The organism is Flagellimonas chongwuensis, from assembly GCF_013376415.1.
Classification (GTDB): domain Bacteria; phylum Bacteroidota; class Bacteroidia; order Flavobacteriales; family Flavobacteriaceae; genus Flagellimonas; species Flagellimonas chongwuensis.
On sequence record NZ_WYET01000012.1, the window covers coordinates 35,846 to 53,497 of the forward strand.

The 17,652-nt window shown below is 41.7% G+C and carries 12 protein-coding genes; 9 read left to right on the forward strand and 3 right to left on the reverse strand.

The genetic code is table 11. The features are described 5' to 3' along the window. Positions 1–59: 59 nt before the first annotated feature. From GUA46_RS16065 to GUA46_RS16075, 3 genes are all read right to left on the reverse strand, one after another. Positions 60–620: a RidA family protein gene (locus tag GUA46_RS16065; protein ID WP_229418537.1), complete on the reverse strand. Its 561-nt coding sequence runs from the start codon at positions 618–620 to the stop codon at positions 60–62. A gap of 67 nt (positions 621–687) precedes the next feature. Next, on the reverse strand, positions 688–1,269 hold the full coding sequence (locus GUA46_RS16070; RefSeq protein WP_108245121.1) for a TetR/AcrR family transcriptional regulator: 582 nt from the start codon (positions 1,267–1,269) through the stop codon (positions 688–690). A gap of 81 nt (positions 1,270–1,350) precedes the next feature. Further along, positions 1,351–2,109, reverse strand: coding sequence for an SDR family NAD(P)-dependent oxidoreductase (locus tag GUA46_RS16075; protein WP_176621330.1), 759 nt, complete (start codon positions 2,107–2,109; stop codon positions 1,351–1,353). 327 nt (positions 2,110–2,436) lie between these two features. On the opposite strand from GUA46_RS16075, the gene GUA46_RS16080 reads away from it, so the two are divergent. The 9 genes from GUA46_RS16080 (at position 2,437) to GUA46_RS16120 (ending at position 17,644) form a co-directional block, all read left to right on the forward strand. Further along, positions 2,437–3,423, forward strand: coding sequence for a FecR family protein (locus tag GUA46_RS16080; protein ID WP_176621331.1), 987 nt, complete (start codon positions 2,437–2,439; stop codon positions 3,421–3,423). After that, on the forward strand, positions 3,410–4,003 hold the full coding sequence (locus GUA46_RS16085; protein WP_108245090.1) for an RNA polymerase sigma-70 factor: 594 nt from the start codon (positions 3,410–3,412) through the stop codon (positions 4,001–4,003). Before GUA46_RS16080 ends, GUA46_RS16085 begins: the two co-directional genes overlap by 14 nt. 99 nt (positions 4,004–4,102) lie before the next feature. Beyond that, positions 4,103–7,471, forward strand: a complete 3,369-nt coding sequence (locus GUA46_RS16090) for a SusC/RagA family TonB-linked outer membrane protein (protein ID WP_176621332.1) — start codon at positions 4,103–4,105, stop codon at positions 7,469–7,471. Positions 7,472–7,477: 6 nt separating this feature from the next. Then, complete coding sequence (locus tag GUA46_RS16095; protein ID WP_176621333.1) at positions 7,478–9,154, forward strand: RagB/SusD family nutrient uptake outer membrane protein; 1,677 nt, start codon at positions 7,478–7,480, stop codon at positions 9,152–9,154. 54 nt (positions 9,155–9,208) lie between these two features. Beyond that, positions 9,209–10,444, forward strand: coding sequence for a YdcF family protein (locus GUA46_RS16100; protein WP_176621334.1), 1,236 nt, complete (start codon positions 9,209–9,211; stop codon positions 10,442–10,444). A gap of 239 nt (positions 10,445–10,683) precedes the next feature. After that, complete coding sequence (locus GUA46_RS16105; protein ID WP_218109579.1) at positions 10,684–12,240, forward strand: purple acid phosphatase family protein; 1,557 nt, start codon at positions 10,684–10,686, stop codon at positions 12,238–12,240. A 331-nt stretch (positions 12,241–12,571) separates the two neighbouring features. Continuing rightward, positions 12,572–13,042, forward strand: coding sequence for a hypothetical protein (locus GUA46_RS16110; RefSeq protein ID WP_176621335.1), 471 nt, complete (start codon positions 12,572–12,574; stop codon positions 13,040–13,042). 92 nt (positions 13,043–13,134) lie between these two features. Beyond that, positions 13,135–14,349 (forward strand): efflux RND transporter periplasmic adaptor subunit, encoded by a 1,215-nt coding sequence (locus GUA46_RS16115; RefSeq protein ID WP_176621336.1) that lies wholly within the window; start codon positions 13,135–13,137, stop codon positions 14,347–14,349. A gap of 124 nt (positions 14,350–14,473) precedes the next feature. Then, complete coding sequence (locus GUA46_RS16120) at positions 14,474–17,644, forward strand: efflux RND transporter permease subunit (protein WP_176621337.1); 3,171 nt, start codon at positions 14,474–14,476, stop codon at positions 17,642–17,644. Positions 17,645–17,652 lie beyond the last annotated feature (8 nt).

A 17,652-nucleotide genomic window follows, 5' to 3' on the forward strand; every position in this document is an offset into this window, starting at 1 on the left:
AATGGTCAATACATGAGAGCACTTATTTTTAATTTCGGAGATAAAGAGTAAATCTCTTTCTAAGTATTTTGGAGTGTAAAGGAAGCGGTCAGTCCCACGCTGAAATTTCGTGGTAATTTGTCCACCCCAAAAATAGAGCGTGAATGCACTCCTTTTTCTTCGAGCACTTTCACTAAAAGATCCGATGCGCCGTTTACCACAATAGGGGATTCGTCCCAGTTTCCATCAGCTTGAAAATAAGCATCTATATGATTGAGTCCCACAACTTGGTCGAATCCAATTTTTTCCTCAATTTGGGCTATCACATTTAAAGCGCACAATTCCATGGCTTTGTAGCCATCTTCGGTACTTATCTCATTTCCCAAACGTCCTTGATATTGATATTCTTCATTATATATGGGAAATTGGATGGCCACATAGGCAATATTTTCTCTGATGTTCACGGAGACATAATTTCCTCCCGGTGTGGAGACACTGGGCAATTCCAATCCCAATCCCATTAAGTTTTTTTGCAAGTCAATTTTGATGTTCTCCATTGGTTTTTTATCAAAGTTCGAGAAAGCATTTTCCAAAGGCTCTTCTTTGCAGGTGAAATATATAAATTCAAAAATAACGGACATATCCGTTAAGTAGAGCGTTAATGTCCAGTATGTTGCAAAATGTGCTGTGACCGGTTTTATAAAGGAATTATTCTATTAAGGATAGGGCCAATTTGACCGAGTCATTTAGTTCTTTTTTGTTCCTGTTGATTTTGGAAACGACCAGCATACCGTTGTAGATGGTAAACAAAAGTGATGCTAGCGATTTTAAATCCTTGCTCTTTTTTATCTGACCTTTTTTTTGACCCTTTTTAAGGTATTCAAAAAACAGGTTTTCAAAAGCATTTCTATTACTGGTCAAAATTTCGAGACAATTATTATCGTTGGGAACAAGTTCTGTAGTATTGTTTACAGCGAAACAACCTTTTCTATCGTTGTCGAGCAGCGCCTCGTTTATGGCTTTGTTATAAAGTTCGTAAAACCCGTCTTTTACATTTGAATGGCTATTTAATAAATGGGAAATTCCTTCTATACTTTTTCTACGATACAGTTCAAAGGATTTTTTGAAAAGTTGCTCCTTGTCACCATAGGTGTCGTAAAGACTTGCTCTGTTTATCCCTAGATGGGTGACCAAATCCTGTATTGAAGTTGCGGAATAGCCTTGTTTCCAAAACAGGTTCATTGCCTTGGTCAAGACTTCTTCCTCATCAAATGATTTAACTCTTGGCATAAGATAAAATGTGGAAGTGCTGAATCGCACTTCCACAAAATTAACTTCTTGGAACAACCATTCCAAATATTGACGCAAAAATTAGACGGCGAATATTGGATTAATATTTAATCCACCATCAACATTATATTCAGCCCCTGTGATAAAAGAAGCCTTGTCAGAGGCCAGAAAAGCTGCTACCTCGGCAATTTCTTCTGGTTTACCATATCTTTTCAAAGGAATCCGGTTTTGCATCATATCGCCCATTTCCTTTAACTGTTCTTCGGACATTCCGGTTTTGCCGAATATCGGGGTGGCTATCGGGCCTGGATTAAGTGCGTTTATCCTAATTTTTCTTGGAGACAGTTCTGTGGCAGCGGCACGGGTATAAGCATTCAAAGCGGCTTTGGAAGCACCATAAATGGCGGTATTTGGCATTCCGGTATAGGCATTTATCGATGAAAGGTTGACAATACTGCCACCATCATTTAGAATGGGAAGAAATTTTTCTATAGTAAAAACAGCTCCCTTGAAATTGATGTCCATCAAATTGTCAAATCCATCTTCGGAGCTTTGGCCTACAGGCATTGGGATAAATATACCTGCGTTGACGAACAAAATATCAATTTTACCGAACTCATGTGCCACTTGAGCTACGGCCCGGTCAATAGCGGATAAATCCGAGACATCTGCTACAACACCTTTAACACCTAATTCTGATGCAGCTGATTCAACTTTTTCAGTTGAACGGCCAGTGATAATAACTGTTGCACCTTCTTCCTTGAACTTTTTGGCTGTGGCGTAACCGATTCCGCTGTTCCCCCCGGTAATTAAGGAGACTCTACCTTTTAATGTACTCATTTCTTGTTTTTTTATTAAGATTAATTATATTGGAACGAACGTTCTTGATACAAACGTACGAATAACAGAACGAACATTCCAAATAAAATAATGAAATATGGATTTTGATGATCAAATAGGCTCTAGAAACATTCTTTTTTATATGTGTGGGCACCACAGGAAATTTCCATCCTCAATATAAAATCAGATTCAACACTTTTCAAACCCAATGGAACCGGGGACTCCCAATGGTATTAACCTTAAGTTAATTCACTCTTTTCATTTTGATGACATACTGATCTAGGGGTAATTCTACCTTTCGACCCTCCTATTGGTAAAAGACAAAGTATGGCAATATCCAAGGAGGATATCAAATGCGTTCGAAAGCTTTCAGGGGAATTGGACACGGATCAGGATAGATCCATGTTTGAGGTAAACCTGTTGCTCGATGACAATTTAAGGGAACGCTATCAAGATTATAAATTATTGTGGGAGTGCTATCCCAAAGCTTCCCTTCCACTAAGAAAAGAGCATTTTGCAAAACGGGTTCTGAAAGAAATTTCACAAGAACCAAAACCTAAGATCATCTTGTTTTCTACTAAAATTAAAGCACTGGTTACCGTTGCAGCTGTGGTATTGATTGGTTTTGGTGTGTTCTTGTTTTCGCAGAATGAAGAGTCTAGGTACACCAATCATATCATTGCCCAGAACGGGGAAAGGAAGCAAGTGATGCTCCCAGATGGCTCACGAGTCATAGTGAATGCCAATTCCGAACTGAAATATCCGGAAGTCTTTACGGATACCGGACGTGATGTTTGGATGGAGGGGGAGGTCTATTTTGAAGTCGTGAAGAATGCCGAACAACCTTTTACAGTGAACACAAAAGGATTGGAAGTACAAGTATTGGGAACCAAATTTAATGTGAACACAAAGGGTTTGGCAAAAACGGTGTCCTTGGAAAGTGGTAAGGTTCAAGTGACTTTGGAAGATTCTGGTGATAAAATTCAATTAAGGCCGAACGAAGAACTTTCGTGGAACAAGGAAACCGGAGAAGTGGTAAAGCGCAATTTTGATGTCTCCAAGACCACGGCTTGGAAAGACAATATTCTTTTGCTGCATAATATCACCTTGGAAGAAGCACTACTTCCCATCAATGAATTTTACGGTATTGAGTTTATGGTTTCCGATAGCCTTGTGGCCCATAAAAAAATCAATGCCGCCTTCGAGGATCAAGATTTAGACCAGTTCATTAAAACATTGGAATTTATAGCCGATGTGAAGATTGCAAAAATAGCATCAAAAAAATTTTCTATAGCCCCAAATGATGAAAAGTAAGTCTTCTACATATCGGGAGTTGAACCATAAATCGGATTTGGAATTGTTCGAATTGATCAAAGAAAGGAACAAAGGGGCACTGGAGACCATCTTCAATAGGTATTATGAAACACTATGCCGTTTTGGAATCACTTACGAGAGCGATTTGGATGTGGTTCAGGAAAAGGTTTCCGATGTGTTTATCCAATTATGGAACGCCCACGAGCGTATTCATGAGATCAAAAAGCCAAAACCATACCTCTATGTGGTGGTCAAAAATAAACTCATGGAACAGGTATCCTACCAAAAGCTCAAACAAACTTTGGAACAAGCACAGGAGGACGAGTATTACGCTAGTCCATGTATTGAACAAGAAATCATAGATCAAGAACAACGGGAAATATATGTCAGAAAGATAGAGGGAATCTTAGACCAGATTCCCAAAAAATCCCGTCAAATCTTTGAGATGAGTAGACTGGATGAACTCAAGTACAAGGAAATCTCGGAGATTCTAGGGGTTTCCATCAAAACGGTGGAAAGCCATATGGCCATAGCCCTCAAGACCATTAGAAATATGGTAGTGAAAAACAAACAATTTTAACCCCACAATTAAAATGTATGACTAAACGAACTTTTTAAACCTTAATCAAGAAACTAAAGAAAACAATTGAGAACCAATATTTAAACTACTCTTTCAAAAATGAAAAAATTAAACCTCTTAACATTGCTATTGTGTTTGCCACTTTTAGGCCGAGCAGCTGTTGTTCCCATATCGGCAAGCATATTGGTAAGCACTCAAAATTTTGAAATTATAAACCTTAACCTAAAAAGTGTTGCTTTGGAAAAGGTATTCGACCTTATTGAAAAGCAAACAGGTAAGAAATTTATTTATGCAGCGGATGCTCAAAACCTGCAACAGCGTATCAGTATTGATGCAAATAAAGTGAACTTGGAATCTGTATTGGAAGAGCTAAAAAATAAGGCCAATGTAGACTTTAAGGTGACCGAGCAAGGTGTCCTTGTAAAGTTTATCCAAGAACAACGCAGTATTTCGGGCAAGGTTATTGACGAGGCCGGAGCCCCCATACCGGGGGCCAACGTTTTTGTTGATGGTACGGATTACGGTACGGTATCTGATTTTGATGGAAACTTTAGCTTGGATATTCCTTCCAACTTCAAGGTATTGTCCATAACCTATATAGGGTATCAAAGACAGGATGTAGATATAGAACAACTCAACAGTGTTACCGTTACCCTACTTGAAAGCGCTTCCCAATTGGATGAAATCGTAGTAGTGGGTTATGGTACCGAGGCTAGAAGAAACATCACGGGAGCCATTGCATCGGTTTCTCCGGAAGAAATCGTAACCCAGCCAAAAGCTAACGTGGTGGAAATGTTGGACGGTCGCTTACCTGGGGTTCAAATCATGAGCGATAACTCTCCAGGGGGAGGAACCTCAATCCGGGTTCGGGGTTTCAGTACCATTAACAGTAACGATCCATTGGTGATCATCGATGGCATTCCGGCCTCCAATGGATTAAATGGAATCAATCCTTCGGATATAGAGACCATCCAAGTTTTGAAAGATGCTGCTTCGGCTTCCATTTATGGATCTCGTGCCGCAAATGGTGTTGTTATCATTACTACTAAAAAAGGTTCCGATACAAGTGGAGAATATGTAGTTTCTTTTGACGGATATGCAGGCCTTCAGTCGTCTTACAACTTACCAAGAATGCTGAACGCCCAACAATATGGCGATTTGTTATGGGAGGCGACCTTAAATGATGGAGGAACTCCTTCCAATGATATTTATGGGAATAATCCCAATCAGGCCGTTATTCCACAATGGTTGGATGCCGACCAAACCATTCCAAGTGCAGATGTGGATTGGGTAAATGAAATCATGCAGACCGCTATGATCCAATCGTACAATGTATCCTTGGCAAAAGGCGATTCAAAAAACCAGAATTTGTTCTCTCTCGGTTATTATAATCAAGAAGGTTTGATCAAATACACTGGCTTTGAAAGATATTCTGCAAGATTCAATTCAGCTTATAATATAGGGGATTTCCTTACCATTGGTGAAAATTTCACGGCGAATTACAAAGAGCAAGTTTCGGTTGGCACTAATTCTGCTTTGGGAAGTATTATTCTTACGGCCATGCAATTTCCATCCATCGTACCTGTAAAGGATATCAATGGAGCATATGCAGGTAATCCGATCAACGATAGCAACAACCCCATGGGTCAGTTGTATAGGAACAAGGACAACAAACAAAAAAGGGTCCAGGCCTTAGGTAATGTGTATGCCAATCTATATGTAAGTGATTTTACATTTAAAACTTCTTTTGGACTCGACTACCAGAACTATAATATCAGAAGTTTCTCCCCAACCTACGATGAGATATTGTCTACCAATAATACCAACTCCTTGACCACATCCAATAACTTTAATTATCAGTTTTCCTTTACCAATACATTGAACTATAAAAAGCAGTTTGGCAAGCACAATGTGGATGCATTGATCGGACAGGAGGCCATTGAATACAATTACGAAGGGTTCAGTGCTTCGGTAAGTGAATTTTTGTATGAGGACGAAAATTTCAGGTATCTAAGCTTTGGAACGGAAAATATGTTGAACTCGGGAAGCGCCAACGGGTGGTCACTTAATTCTTACTTTGGAAGGGTTAACTACAATTTTGATGAAAAATACCTTTTCACCGCTACGGTGAGACGTGATGGTAGCTCTAGGTTCAGTGAGGATAACAGATGGGGTACTTTCCCCGCATTTTCGTTGGGATGGAGATTGGACCGTGAGGACTTTTTCAATCCCAATGGTGTAATTTCCTCTTTGATGTTACGCGGAAGTTGGGGCCAAACCGGGAATCAAGAGATTTCCAACTACGCCACAGTGGATAGCTACCGTAATAATAACTCGAATTCCAACTATGCCATAGATGGCGCACAAGAATCAGTTTACATCGGGCTTACACAATCCCGAATCCCAAATGCAGATTTGAAGTGGGAAACAACCACCCAAACTTCTGTGGGTGTAGATTTGGGTCTTTTGGAGAACCGATTGAGCATTACTGCTGATTACTATGTGAAAAACACAGACGATATCCTGGTATACAATACCGTGCCATTGACCTATGGGGGAACCAACGATGGTCAGTGGGTCAACGATGGAAAAATGAAAAATAGTGGTTTTGAATTGGACATCAACTATAATGATATGGTCGGCGATTTGGGTTATAACATTGGGATCAACCTGACAGGTTCCAAGAACGAGCTTACCGAATTGAACACTTCTGATTATTTAGGCATTCCAAGTTCATCATTGCACAGTGTAAACTTTGACCAGGAAATCTCTAGAAGTGCGGTAGGTGAGCCCATTGCTTCTTTCTACGGCTATGTTGCCGATGGTTTGTTCCAAAGTCAGGCAGAAGTGGATAGCTATGGTATGCAACCAAATGCACAACCCGGGGACATCAGGTTTAAAGACGTTGATGGTGATGGCGATGTTGATGCCGATGATAGGACATTCATTGGATCTCCACATCCCGATGTCATGTTGGGTCTTAATCTTCAGTTCAACTATAAGGATTTTGATTTGGGAATTCTGTTCAATGGTAGTTTTGGCAACGACACCTACAACTTTACCAAGTACAAGAACCATTTCTTTAACCAAGCAGCATACAATAAGGAAAATGTATTGTTAAACGCTTGGTCGGAAACAAATACAGGTAGCAGTATTCCTAGATTATCTTTGGATGATCCAAACAACAACATCCGTCCTTCCACCTATTATGTAGAAAATGGATCTTACGTTCGATTGACCAATCTTCAGGTAGGCTATTCGATTGACCCGGAAATCTTGGGTGGAATGAATCTTAGGATTTATGCGCAGGCGAGCAACCTTTTCACCATTACGGATTACAGTGGAATGAATCCACAAGTGGGGCTTCAGAACTATGGTGGAAGCAATCGTAATCTTGATATAGGCATTGACCGAGGATTGTATCCTCCGAGCAGGACTTTTGTAATCGGATGTAACTTAAAACTTTAAACAGCCATGAAAAACATATTAAAAATAAATTCAAAATATATAATGGTAGGTGCTACTTTGGCACTTACGGTCTTGGGTTCTTGCTCCAAGGACTTTTTGGAAGAAACTACTTTTGGAGAGGTTTCCCCTTCAGAAATTACAAAAGCAGAGAATGTTGAAAAAGCCATTATATCTGCTTACAGCGTATTGAATGGTCAGATAGACGGAGCTAGTAATGCGTATAATTCCCCTGCCTCCAACTGGAGCTTCGGAGACGTAGTCTCCGATGACTGCTACAAAGGAGGAGGAGGTACCGGAGACCAGAACCAGATCCATCAAATGGAATTATACAATACCACGCCCGCCACCTATGATGTTGAGCGTAAGTGGATGGCCCTTTTCGAAGGAGTGAAAAGAACCAATGAGGCCATGAAATTGTTGAATGCTTCTGAGGACTTCGATGCTTCGTTAAAAACACAAAGAACAGGGGAGCTGAGGTTTTTAAGGGGTCATTATTATTTTGAACTTAAAAAAATCTATGGTCAAATTCCTTATATCGATGAAACTGCCGAAACAGTTTCCGATTATGCGCGTTCGAATACGGAATTTACTTCCGCAGAAATTTGGGCCAAAATAGAGGCGGATTTTCAAGCAGCATATGATGTATTGCCAAGCAGCCAAGAAGAAGTGGGTAGACCTACAGACCTTGCTGCTATGGCATATTTGGCGAAAGCCTACCTATTTCAAGAAAAATGGCAGGATGTCTTTGATGCGACCACTATTGTCATGGGCGGAAACTATGGGTTGATGGAGGATTTCCAATCAGTGTTCTTGCCCGAAAACGATAACGGTCAAGAGGTTATTTTTGCCGTGCAGTATTCGGTGAACGATGGTCAAGGGAGTAACTATAATGGAAGTATAGGTGACCGTTTAACAGCACCTGGAGGTCCATTCTATTCCCAGTATGGATTTCACCGCCCAACTCAAAATTTGGTAAATGCATTCAAAACAAATGCTACAGGGTTGCCTATTAACGATAATGTTGATGTGACCGAAACCGATTTTGTGGACCCTCGTTTGGACATTACCATAGGTAGACCAGGTATACCTTACAAGGACCTCGAAGTTATTTATGAGGCCAACTGGGCAAGGGATTTGGCAACATACGGCCCATTTGGCCCTAAAAAGAGAATCCTTTCCGCTAACTCGCCATACCACGTTACGGTTTGGCCTTATGTCGATGCACTAAACTATTATATCATACGCTATGCTGAAGTGTTGTTGTGGAGAGCAGAGGCCGCGGTTGAATTGGGTAATTTGGAGGAAGCTCGGACTTTGGTGAACCAAATTCGGGAGCGTGCAGCCAATTCTGAATATGTGCAAGCATTGGACGGTTCGGGAGATGCAGCCAAGTACAATATTGGTACTTACGACACGGTTTGGACCGATGCCATCGATGCAATGGAGAAAGTTCGCATGGAATCTCGTTTAGAACTTGCCATGGAAGGACACCGTTTCTTCAATTTGGTTCGTTGGGGAATCGCCAAAGAAGTTATCGATGATTACTTGGAGGTTGAAAAAACCAAAAGAACCCACCTGACCAATGCCGCATTTACCCAAGGTAAAAATGAGTACTGGCCAATTCCACAGGAATATATTGACAGTGTCGACGAAGGTCTGGTAACCCAGAACAACGGATACTAACAAAATTTCAAATAAAGGGGTGGCTACAGAGCCACCCTTTTTTAAATCAATGGCATGAAAAAACTGATTCTTTTTTCATTGGTTGTTGGTTGTGCCCTTATTTCTCGGGCGCAAACCATAACCCAAGATTACCCCAACAGGACTAAACAAAGGTTACAAGCAAAAAATTTCTATTTGTTTTCAGCAGTGGAAAACGATAAAGAGATTGTGAATCTCTTAAAAACGGACAAACAATTGAAAACTTACTGGGATACAATGACAATGTCATCGGAGTCCTTGCCAAAGAATCCAAGGGAAATAATTGCTCCATTTTTGTGGTCAAGAAGTGATATCGAGGCCGTTGGAAAACGATTGGTGAAATTGTCCAAGGGCAATGCCCACTTCAAGGAACTTTTGCAGAAACTAAGAAATTCAAAGCAGTACGCCAATTTTGAAGATGCTTCTGATGACGAATACCTTTATAAAATATGGGAACAATGCGCCAAGGGATTGGATACGGTGTTGGAAGTGTATGGAGCAGGTAAAATGCCATTTTATAGAAATATTGATTCGATTTCATTCGATGCAAAATCGAAACGATATCACTACGCCGTTTCTACCCTTAAAACAGAGGCGATTGAAGATGCCCAAGAAACACAACTGTTCTTTCAGCCAAGTTTAAATCTTGCTTTAAACCTTTTGTATGCAAACCATAAGGACGAAGCCGTTCGTTATGATCCATTGGACAAAAAGGAGAACGCCGAAGCAATCCGTGCTATCAAAACCACAGATTTTAAGGCTTTTCCTTATGCCTCTATTGTGGTTTTAGGAGGAGGGCCGGAAAATTACCGAGATAAGCTTTCCATAGCTGGAAAGATTAATCTTCAATTGGCGATGAGGGAATACCGGGCTCAAAAAGCACCTTTTATAATTGTTTCAGGAGGACATGTCCATCCGTATATGACGCCTTATTATGAGGCCGTGGAAATGAAACAAGAGCTTATTGTGGAATATGGTGTTCCAGAGGAAAATATCATCATTGAGCCCTACACTAGGCACACCACGACCAATATGCGCAATGCAACCCGTTTGATGGTTGACTATGGAATTCCATTGGATCAGAAAAGCTTGGTGGTGACCAACCCTTTACATAGCGATTATACTGGCAGTGAAAATTTTAAAAAGCGTTGTAAGAACGAGTTGGGTTATCAGCCCGTGAATATCCATGCAAGGTTGTCTCCAACAACTCTTGAGTTTACGGGAAACATAGTTTCATTCCATCAAAACCCAAATCAACCCTTAGACCCTTAGGGAAATGAAAGATCATGAGTGAGATGGCATAATCAAAAACCCACATGGGCAGGTAAATGCCTTTTGGGGCTTCTTTTGGGATTGGAAAATCAATCTACAAAAGATTGACCAAAACTTAACTTTAAGAAGATGGTCGATTTAATTGAGTTTGTTTATTTGTTTAATTATCATAGGTGCAGCCATTAATTGGCTGTGCCTTGATTAAATGGATACCTTTTATAAAAAATAAATTATTACATATGAAAATGCAACTCAAAGTGTTGGTTTTAATGTTGGTTTCAGTAACATTTGGAAAAACCTTTGGACAACAACTGCCACGCATTTATAAGGCACCGGAATTTGATGTGGAATGGCGGCAACCCACAAACCACCCCGATAGAATTGTCCTTTCCTATGGGGAAGATCCATCCACAACTGCTAGTGTCACTTGGAGAACCTCTTCGGAAATAGATACTGCCTATGCTGAAATTGCAATTGCTACCGCCGCTCCTAAATTTTGGCGGAATGCAAGCACGATCAAAGCGGTAACCACAACTTTTGATGCATTGGAAATCAATGAAGCTGAAGTGCTGGCGAACTATCATTCTGTGTGGTTCCCGGATTTAAAAAGTGGTACTACCTATGCTTATCGAGTAGGAGACGGCAAACGGTGGAGCGAGTGGATTCAATTTAAAACCGCACCAATGGAAAGTAAGGACAGGTTCTCATTTTTATATGTAGGAGACACCCAAAATTTCATATTGGAGTTATGGTCACGTTTAATCAGGGAGAGCTATAAAAAAGCCCCGGATGCAAGGTTTATTGTTCATGCGGGGGATCTTGTGAACAATGCCCATAATGAACAGCAATGGCAAGAATGGTTTGATGCAGGTGGTTGGATTCACGGAACTATTGGGGCATTTCCAATTCCTGGCAACCATGAGTATCGAAATTTGACACCTGAAGCATCTGAGAGAAGCCTCTCCCTACAATGGAAACATCAATTTACGTTACCTGATAATGGGCCGGAAGGATTGGAGGAAACAGCCTATTTTATGGACTATCAAAATATGCGAATCATTGGATTGAATAGTAACGTAGATCACCAAAAACAAGCCAAGTGGGTAGAGAAATTGCTTTCGGAAACAGATAAAGACTGGAAGATTGTTACGTTTCACCATCCTTTGTTTTCTGCTTCCGATGGCCGGGACAACAAAGAGTGGAGGGAGTTGATGAAACCTATTTTTGACAAATATGAAGTGGATCTTGTATTGCAGGGACATGATCATAGTTATGCCCGAGGTAGAGTTTCTCCCAATGAAAATGTTTTGGATGGTGTTAACATGAGAGACAAAACAGGAACTGTATATGTAGTTTCGGTAAGTGGAGGTAAAATGTATGGATTGCGCAAAAACGCATGGGAAGGTTATGAGGCCCAAAGAGACAGAGCGGCGGAGAATACCCAATTATTTCAGGTAATCACTATTGAGAATGATAAATTATCTTTTGAATCCTACACTGCTGTTGGGGAACTTTATGATGCTTTTGACTTAATTAAAAAGGCTGGCCAACCTAACGAGTTTGTTGGACGAGACAATGAAGCGATTGCCGAACGTAGATTTTCCAATACCATTCCCTATCAAGATCCACTGCCCGAAGGAGCAGAAGAGTCATTATTGTCAAGATACCCCGGTTATGAAGTAAATGGAGTAAGATTTGTAAATGATAATGAATTTATAGGATATAAAGTCCGATTGGATAAGGAGGGTGAAAGAAAGGAGCTCTCTTTGGATGTGAATGGAAAAATTTTGGAATAACTAAATTTATCTTTACAATTATTCGATGCCATAGAAGGCATAGGCTTCAATTCCTGCCATCGATAACCGTATCAATAAAAAAAGTAACTCTACTGGTAATTTCTGGTTGGCGTTGCGAGAGATAGATGATGTTTGTGATATGGTGTAAATTTCACGTTATCAGTTTTTTACTTTTTGTAATCGTGCTTGGTCTTCCATATCGTTCTTCTTTTGGACTTTATCCGCACTTAGATTAGATTTTGGTCATTTCCTTCCTTTTTTTGGTTACCTAGGCCATAGGCACACCACCTAATTTTGTCGTGTAACAATGATGAAATTAAATCGGGGAGCCATGAAAACAATCAATTTTATAAACAAAGTGCTACTATCTTTTGTTATGGTAGGGCTAAGTGCCCAAGCACAAACAAAGGACACAGGTATTGAAACCAAGCAAATGGTTGAAAACTCCTTGGAGCTTTTCAAACAGCTATCAAACGATATTGCACTTGATGAGGAATTTAATTACCGAAAGGAACTTAAGGCATCCAGAGCCGAACAGACCATGTTCTATTTTAGGGACACTAAAATAAGCAAGACCCAATTGTTGAGGCACTTTAAAAGAGCCGCAAGAAGTTCGGACAACAGCATACAGTTCAAGACCTATTTTTTGGAAAGGCAACTATACTTTATCAATAAACTGGACAGAAAAACCCTTTCCGGAGTGTATGATGCCATGCGTTCAAAAACTTTGAACGGATACTTGGATATATTGGCCGTATTCGCAGCTACTGACCAAATAATGCCAACCATGGTGCGCAGTTAAGATTTTGGTCATTTTTGAAAATAATATGGTTATCAAGAATGGCAACGCCTCCAATAATTTTGTTCACATAATCTAAAATCAAAGTAGAAATCATGATACGACTAAATTTAAACACAAAGAAAAACCTGACCATAGGTGTTATGGTTTTGGCAATATCAGTATTCATTTATGCTTTTACAAGTGCTGAAAATGAAACTGAAAAACAAGAAGCAGGGGTGGCCGCACTTCCAGTAGAGGTAGCTAAGCCCATATTTGAGAACATTACGGAATGGGACGAATATACCGGTAGGTTCGAGGCCAGTAGCAGGGTAGAGGTACGAGCCCGGGTGAGCGGCTTTTTGGAAAAAGTCAACTTCCAGGACGGAGAGCTTGTGAAAAAAGGACAAGTATTGTTCGTAATCGACCAAAGACCTTATAGAATTGCTTTGGATGAGGCAAAGGCCAATTATGCCCAAGCCCTGGCATCGCTAAAAACAGCGCAGGACAATTTTGAAAGGGTAGAATCCTTACGGGAGACAGGAGCTTTGTCCATTGAGGAATATGACAGAAGAAAACAGGCGCTGGTTCATGCTGAGGCAAGCATCCAATTAGCACAGGCAAAGGTGGACAATGCTAAACTCAATTTAGAGTTTACGGAAGTGAAAGCACCTATTTCGGGACTTGTTAGTAGAGATAGGGTAAATGAAGGGAACCTAGTGGATGGTGGTAGTGCCAATTCCACCTTGTTGACCACTATTGTTGCCACTAGTCCCATCCATTTCTATTTTACAGGAAGTGAATCCGATTACTTAAGATATGTGCGATTGGCCAGAAATGGGGAACGTGGTGAGGCCCGTTCCGAAGCATTGCCCGTATTTATCAAATTATTGGACGAGGACGAATTCGTGCACCAGGCCAAGATGGACTTTGTTGACAACGAGATTGACATCAATTCCGGTACCATTGAAAGTAGGGCAGTTCTTGAGAACAAGGATCACTTATTAGAGCCCGGAATGTACGGTAAGGCACGATTAGTGGGAAGTGCCGAACACAAGGCAATGATGGTCCCCGATGAAATTATCGGTACCAACCAGTCCATTCGCTTTATCTACACCTTGTCAGAAGACAATCAAGTTGTAAGCAAGGCAGTAACATTGGGTCCTTTACATTCCAATGGACTTAGGATTGTCAGGGACGGTATTTTGCCAGAGGATCAGGTCATTGTAAATAATCTACAAAAAATAAGACCCGGTATGGTGGTAAGTCCTTCACAAGTAGCCATACAGGGAGAGGTGAACAACCTGACAACGGTGGCCCAGGTAGATTGATATTGGAGTAACAGCCAACTGTAAAATTACAATCAACAAAAAGTAAACTTCTTTTGCCCTCCAGACCCCATATAATTGGGAGTTTGGATGGGCAGCGGGAGACCTATCATCAAAAAGTAAAGCAATGAAATTCAGTCATATATTTATTAAAAGGCCCATATTCGCCGCAGTACTCAGTGTACTGATCTTGATTGTGGGCGGGCTTGCCTACGTCTCTTTGCCCATTTCACAGTTTCCGGATGTGGCACCCCCAACTATTGAGGTTGTGGCGGTATACCCTGGGGCAAATGCACAGACCCTTTCAGAGAGCGTAGCCGCACCTCTGGAAAAGGAAATTAATGGGGTAGAGGATATGATCTACATGACCTCACAGTCATCAGCCGATGGTCGCGTGGTACTACAGGTTGCCTTTGAACTGGGGACGGACCTCGACAAGGCACAGGTACAAGTGCAGAACCGGGTGGCCATAGCTGAACCTCGATTGCCAGAGTCCGTAAAAAGATTGGGTATTACTACCAAAAAGATATCACCGGATATGCTTCTTGTTGTGAACATGTATTCACTGAACAAGACCTATGACCAGACCTATATGGGCAACTATGCAGTGCTCCAACTAAAGGATGAACTCGCCCGTATCAAAGGGGTCGGGGATATCCAAATCTTTGGAGCGGCCGAATATGCCATGCGCATCTGGCTCAATCCTGATAAAATAGCAACATTGGATATCACTGCCGGAGAAGTGGTCGCAGCTCTGAGGGCGCAGAATATTCAGATTGCCAGTGGTACGTTGAATACGCTCCCTTCGGGAAGCCAATCCGCCTTTGAGGTGAATATTCAGACCCAAGGTAAACTGGTGACCACCGAACAGTTCGAAAATGTGATTATCAAGTCGGGTGAAGATGGGAGAATTGTTCGCCTTAAAGATATTGGCCGTGTTGAACTTGGTGCACAGAACTATGCTACCAAAGGATATTTGGGAAAAGATCCAGCTATCGCGATGCCCATTTTCCAACAACCGGGAGGAAATGCCTTGGAGACTGCCTCACAGATTCAGGATAAAATGGAGGCACTATCCAAAAATTTCCCAAACGACCTCGAGTACAAAATAGCATACAACCCCACTGAATTCATCCAGAAATCGGTCGATGAGGTGTACCATACTATTTTTGAGGCAGTGATCTTGGTGGTCTTGGTGATCCTATTGTTCCTTCAATCTTGGAGGGCGGCCATCATCCCGATTTTGGCAATACCCGTTTCCCTCATCGGTACCTTTGCCGTAATGCAGGCCATTGGATTCTCGCTGAACAACCTTACCTTGTTCGGGTTGGTGCTTGCCATTGGTATTGTGGTGGATGATGCCATTGTAGTGGTCGAAAATATGGAACGTTATCTGGCTAAAGGATTATCTCCCAAAGAGGCGGCCTTTAAGACGATGGACGAAGTTGGAGGCGCATTGGTCGCCATTGGGTTGGTCTTGATAGCCGTATTTATTCCAACCGCCTTTTTGGAGGGCATTTCCGGTCAATTTTACAAGCAGTTCGGAATGACAATTGCCGTGGCCACTGCCATATCGGTTTTTGTATCCCTTACCTTGAGCCCGGCCATGGCCGCCTTGCTCATGAAGCACGAGGATAGGTCGTCAAAAGGGAAAACACCTGTGTGGTTGAGACCATTGGCATTTATTGGAAATCGTTTCAACGGTTTTATGGATTGGGTTTCCGAGCGCTATGGAAAAGCGGTACAAAAATTGGTGCGTACCGCCACGATGGTCATGGCAGTTTACTTTGGACTGATCGCCATTACAGGTTTTGAGTTCAATAGGGTGCCCCAAGGCTTTATTCCGGCCATGGACCAGCAGTACTTCATTACCATTGTCCAGCTACCCCCAGGTTCCTCATTGACCAGAACCGATAAGGTTGTCCGTGAGGTACTTGACCTAGGGTTGGAAATTGATGGGGTGGAAAATGCCGTTTCATTTACAGGGTTTGATGCAGCATCGTTTACCAATGCATCAAATGCCGCAGCAGTGTTCTTGACCTTGGAAGATTTTGATGTTAGAAATGAAAAAGGTTTGGCATATGAAGACCTTTTGGGCACGGTCAGAGCAAAGCTGAGCCAAATTGATGATGCCATCGTATTGGTTATCCCGCCACCATCGGTAAGGGGTATCGGTAACGCAGGTGGGTTCCGGATGATGGTACAGGATAGAGGGAATCTGGGAACGGAAGAACTCCTCAAGGCGACCAATGAACTGGCGATGGCAGCCAATCAGGACCCGATATTGAACAACGTATTTAGTTTTTTCAATAATCAGACCCCGCAATTATTCTTGGATATTGACCGTGTAAAGGCCGAAAAATTGGGAATCGATGTAGCGGACATATTCCAATCATTGGAAATCTATATGGGTTCCGCCTTTGTGAACGAGTTCAATTACTTGGGAAGAACTTTTCAGGTAACGGCACAAGCCGATGCCCCTAACCGTTTGACACCGGATGATATTTCAAGGATAAAAGTACGCAACGATAAAGGAGAGATGGTTCCCTTGGGTACGGTCTCACAACAGGAAGATATTTCCGGACCTTCACGAATCCCCAGGTTTAATCTGTATCCATCAGCTTCACTAAACGGGGATTTTGCACCGGGTCATAGCTCAGGCGAAGGATTGGACCGTATGGAGGAATTGGCTGCGGAAATATTGCCACCAGGAATATCTTTTCAATGGACGGAAATTGCTTATCAAGAAAGAAAAGCGGGCAATACCGCAGGAATAGCATTTTTGTTGGCGGTCGTATTTGTATTTCTCTTGTTGGCCGCCCAGTTCGAGAGCTTGGTATTGCCATTGGCGGTAATTTTCATTGTGCCCATGGTATTGTTATCGGCCATGATAGGTGTCGACCTGGCCGGTCTCGACAACAATATCATGGTTCAGATCGGATTGGTAGTGCTTGTGGGACTGGCGAGTAAGAATGCCATTTTGATCGTGGAGTTTGCGAAACAATTGGAGGACCAAGGAGAAGACTTGAAAACAGCGGTTATCGAAGCCTCAAAGTTGAGATTGAGACCAATTTTAATGACGGCCATGGCTTTCATCCTGGGAGTTGTCCCATTGGCCATTGCTACAGGAGCCGGTTCGGAATTGCGCGTATCCTTGGGTATAGCGGTATTCAGTGGAATGTTGGGCGTAACCGTTTTCGGGATTTTCTTGACCCCGGTATTCTATTATTTGGGCAGAAAATGGTCATTAAAAAGGGCTGTAAGAGAAAATAAGGAGCTGGTTCATCAATTAAATTAAAATCTAAA

Coding starts and splice junctions, on each gene's coding strand:
- GUA46_RS16065 (WP_229418537.1), bottom strand. CDS start 620: ATGTCCGTTATTTTTGAATTTATATATTTCACCTGCAAAGAAGAGCCT.
- GUA46_RS16070 (WP_108245121.1), bottom strand. CDS start 1,269: ATGCCAAGAGTTAAATCATTTGATGAGGAAGAAGTCTTGACCAAGGCA.
- GUA46_RS16075 (WP_176621330.1), bottom strand. CDS start 2,109: ATGAGTACATTAAAAGGTAGAGTCTCCTTAATTACCGGGGGGAACAGC.
- GUA46_RS16080 (WP_176621331.1), top strand. CDS start 2,437: ATGGCAATATCCAAGGAGGATATCAAATGCGTTCGAAAGCTTTCAGGG.
- GUA46_RS16085 (WP_108245090.1), top strand. CDS start 3,410: ATGATGAAAAGTAAGTCTTCTACATATCGGGAGTTGAACCATAAATCG.
- GUA46_RS16090 (WP_176621332.1), top strand. CDS start 4,103: ATGAAAAAATTAAACCTCTTAACATTGCTATTGTGTTTGCCACTTTTA.
- GUA46_RS16095 (WP_176621333.1), top strand. CDS start 7,478: ATGAAAAACATATTAAAAATAAATTCAAAATATATAATGGTAGGTGCT.
- GUA46_RS16100 (WP_176621334.1), top strand. CDS start 9,209: ATGAAAAAACTGATTCTTTTTTCATTGGTTGTTGGTTGTGCCCTTATT.
- GUA46_RS16105 (WP_218109579.1), top strand. CDS start 10,684: ATGAAAATGCAACTCAAAGTGTTGGTTTTAATGTTGGTTTCAGTAACA.
- GUA46_RS16110 (WP_176621335.1), top strand. CDS start 12,572: ATGAAAACAATCAATTTTATAAACAAAGTGCTACTATCTTTTGTTATG.
- GUA46_RS16115 (WP_176621336.1), top strand. CDS start 13,135: ATGATACGACTAAATTTAAACACAAAGAAAAACCTGACCATAGGTGTT.
- GUA46_RS16120 (WP_176621337.1), top strand. CDS start 14,474: ATGAAATTCAGTCATATATTTATTAAAAGGCCCATATTCGCCGCAGTA.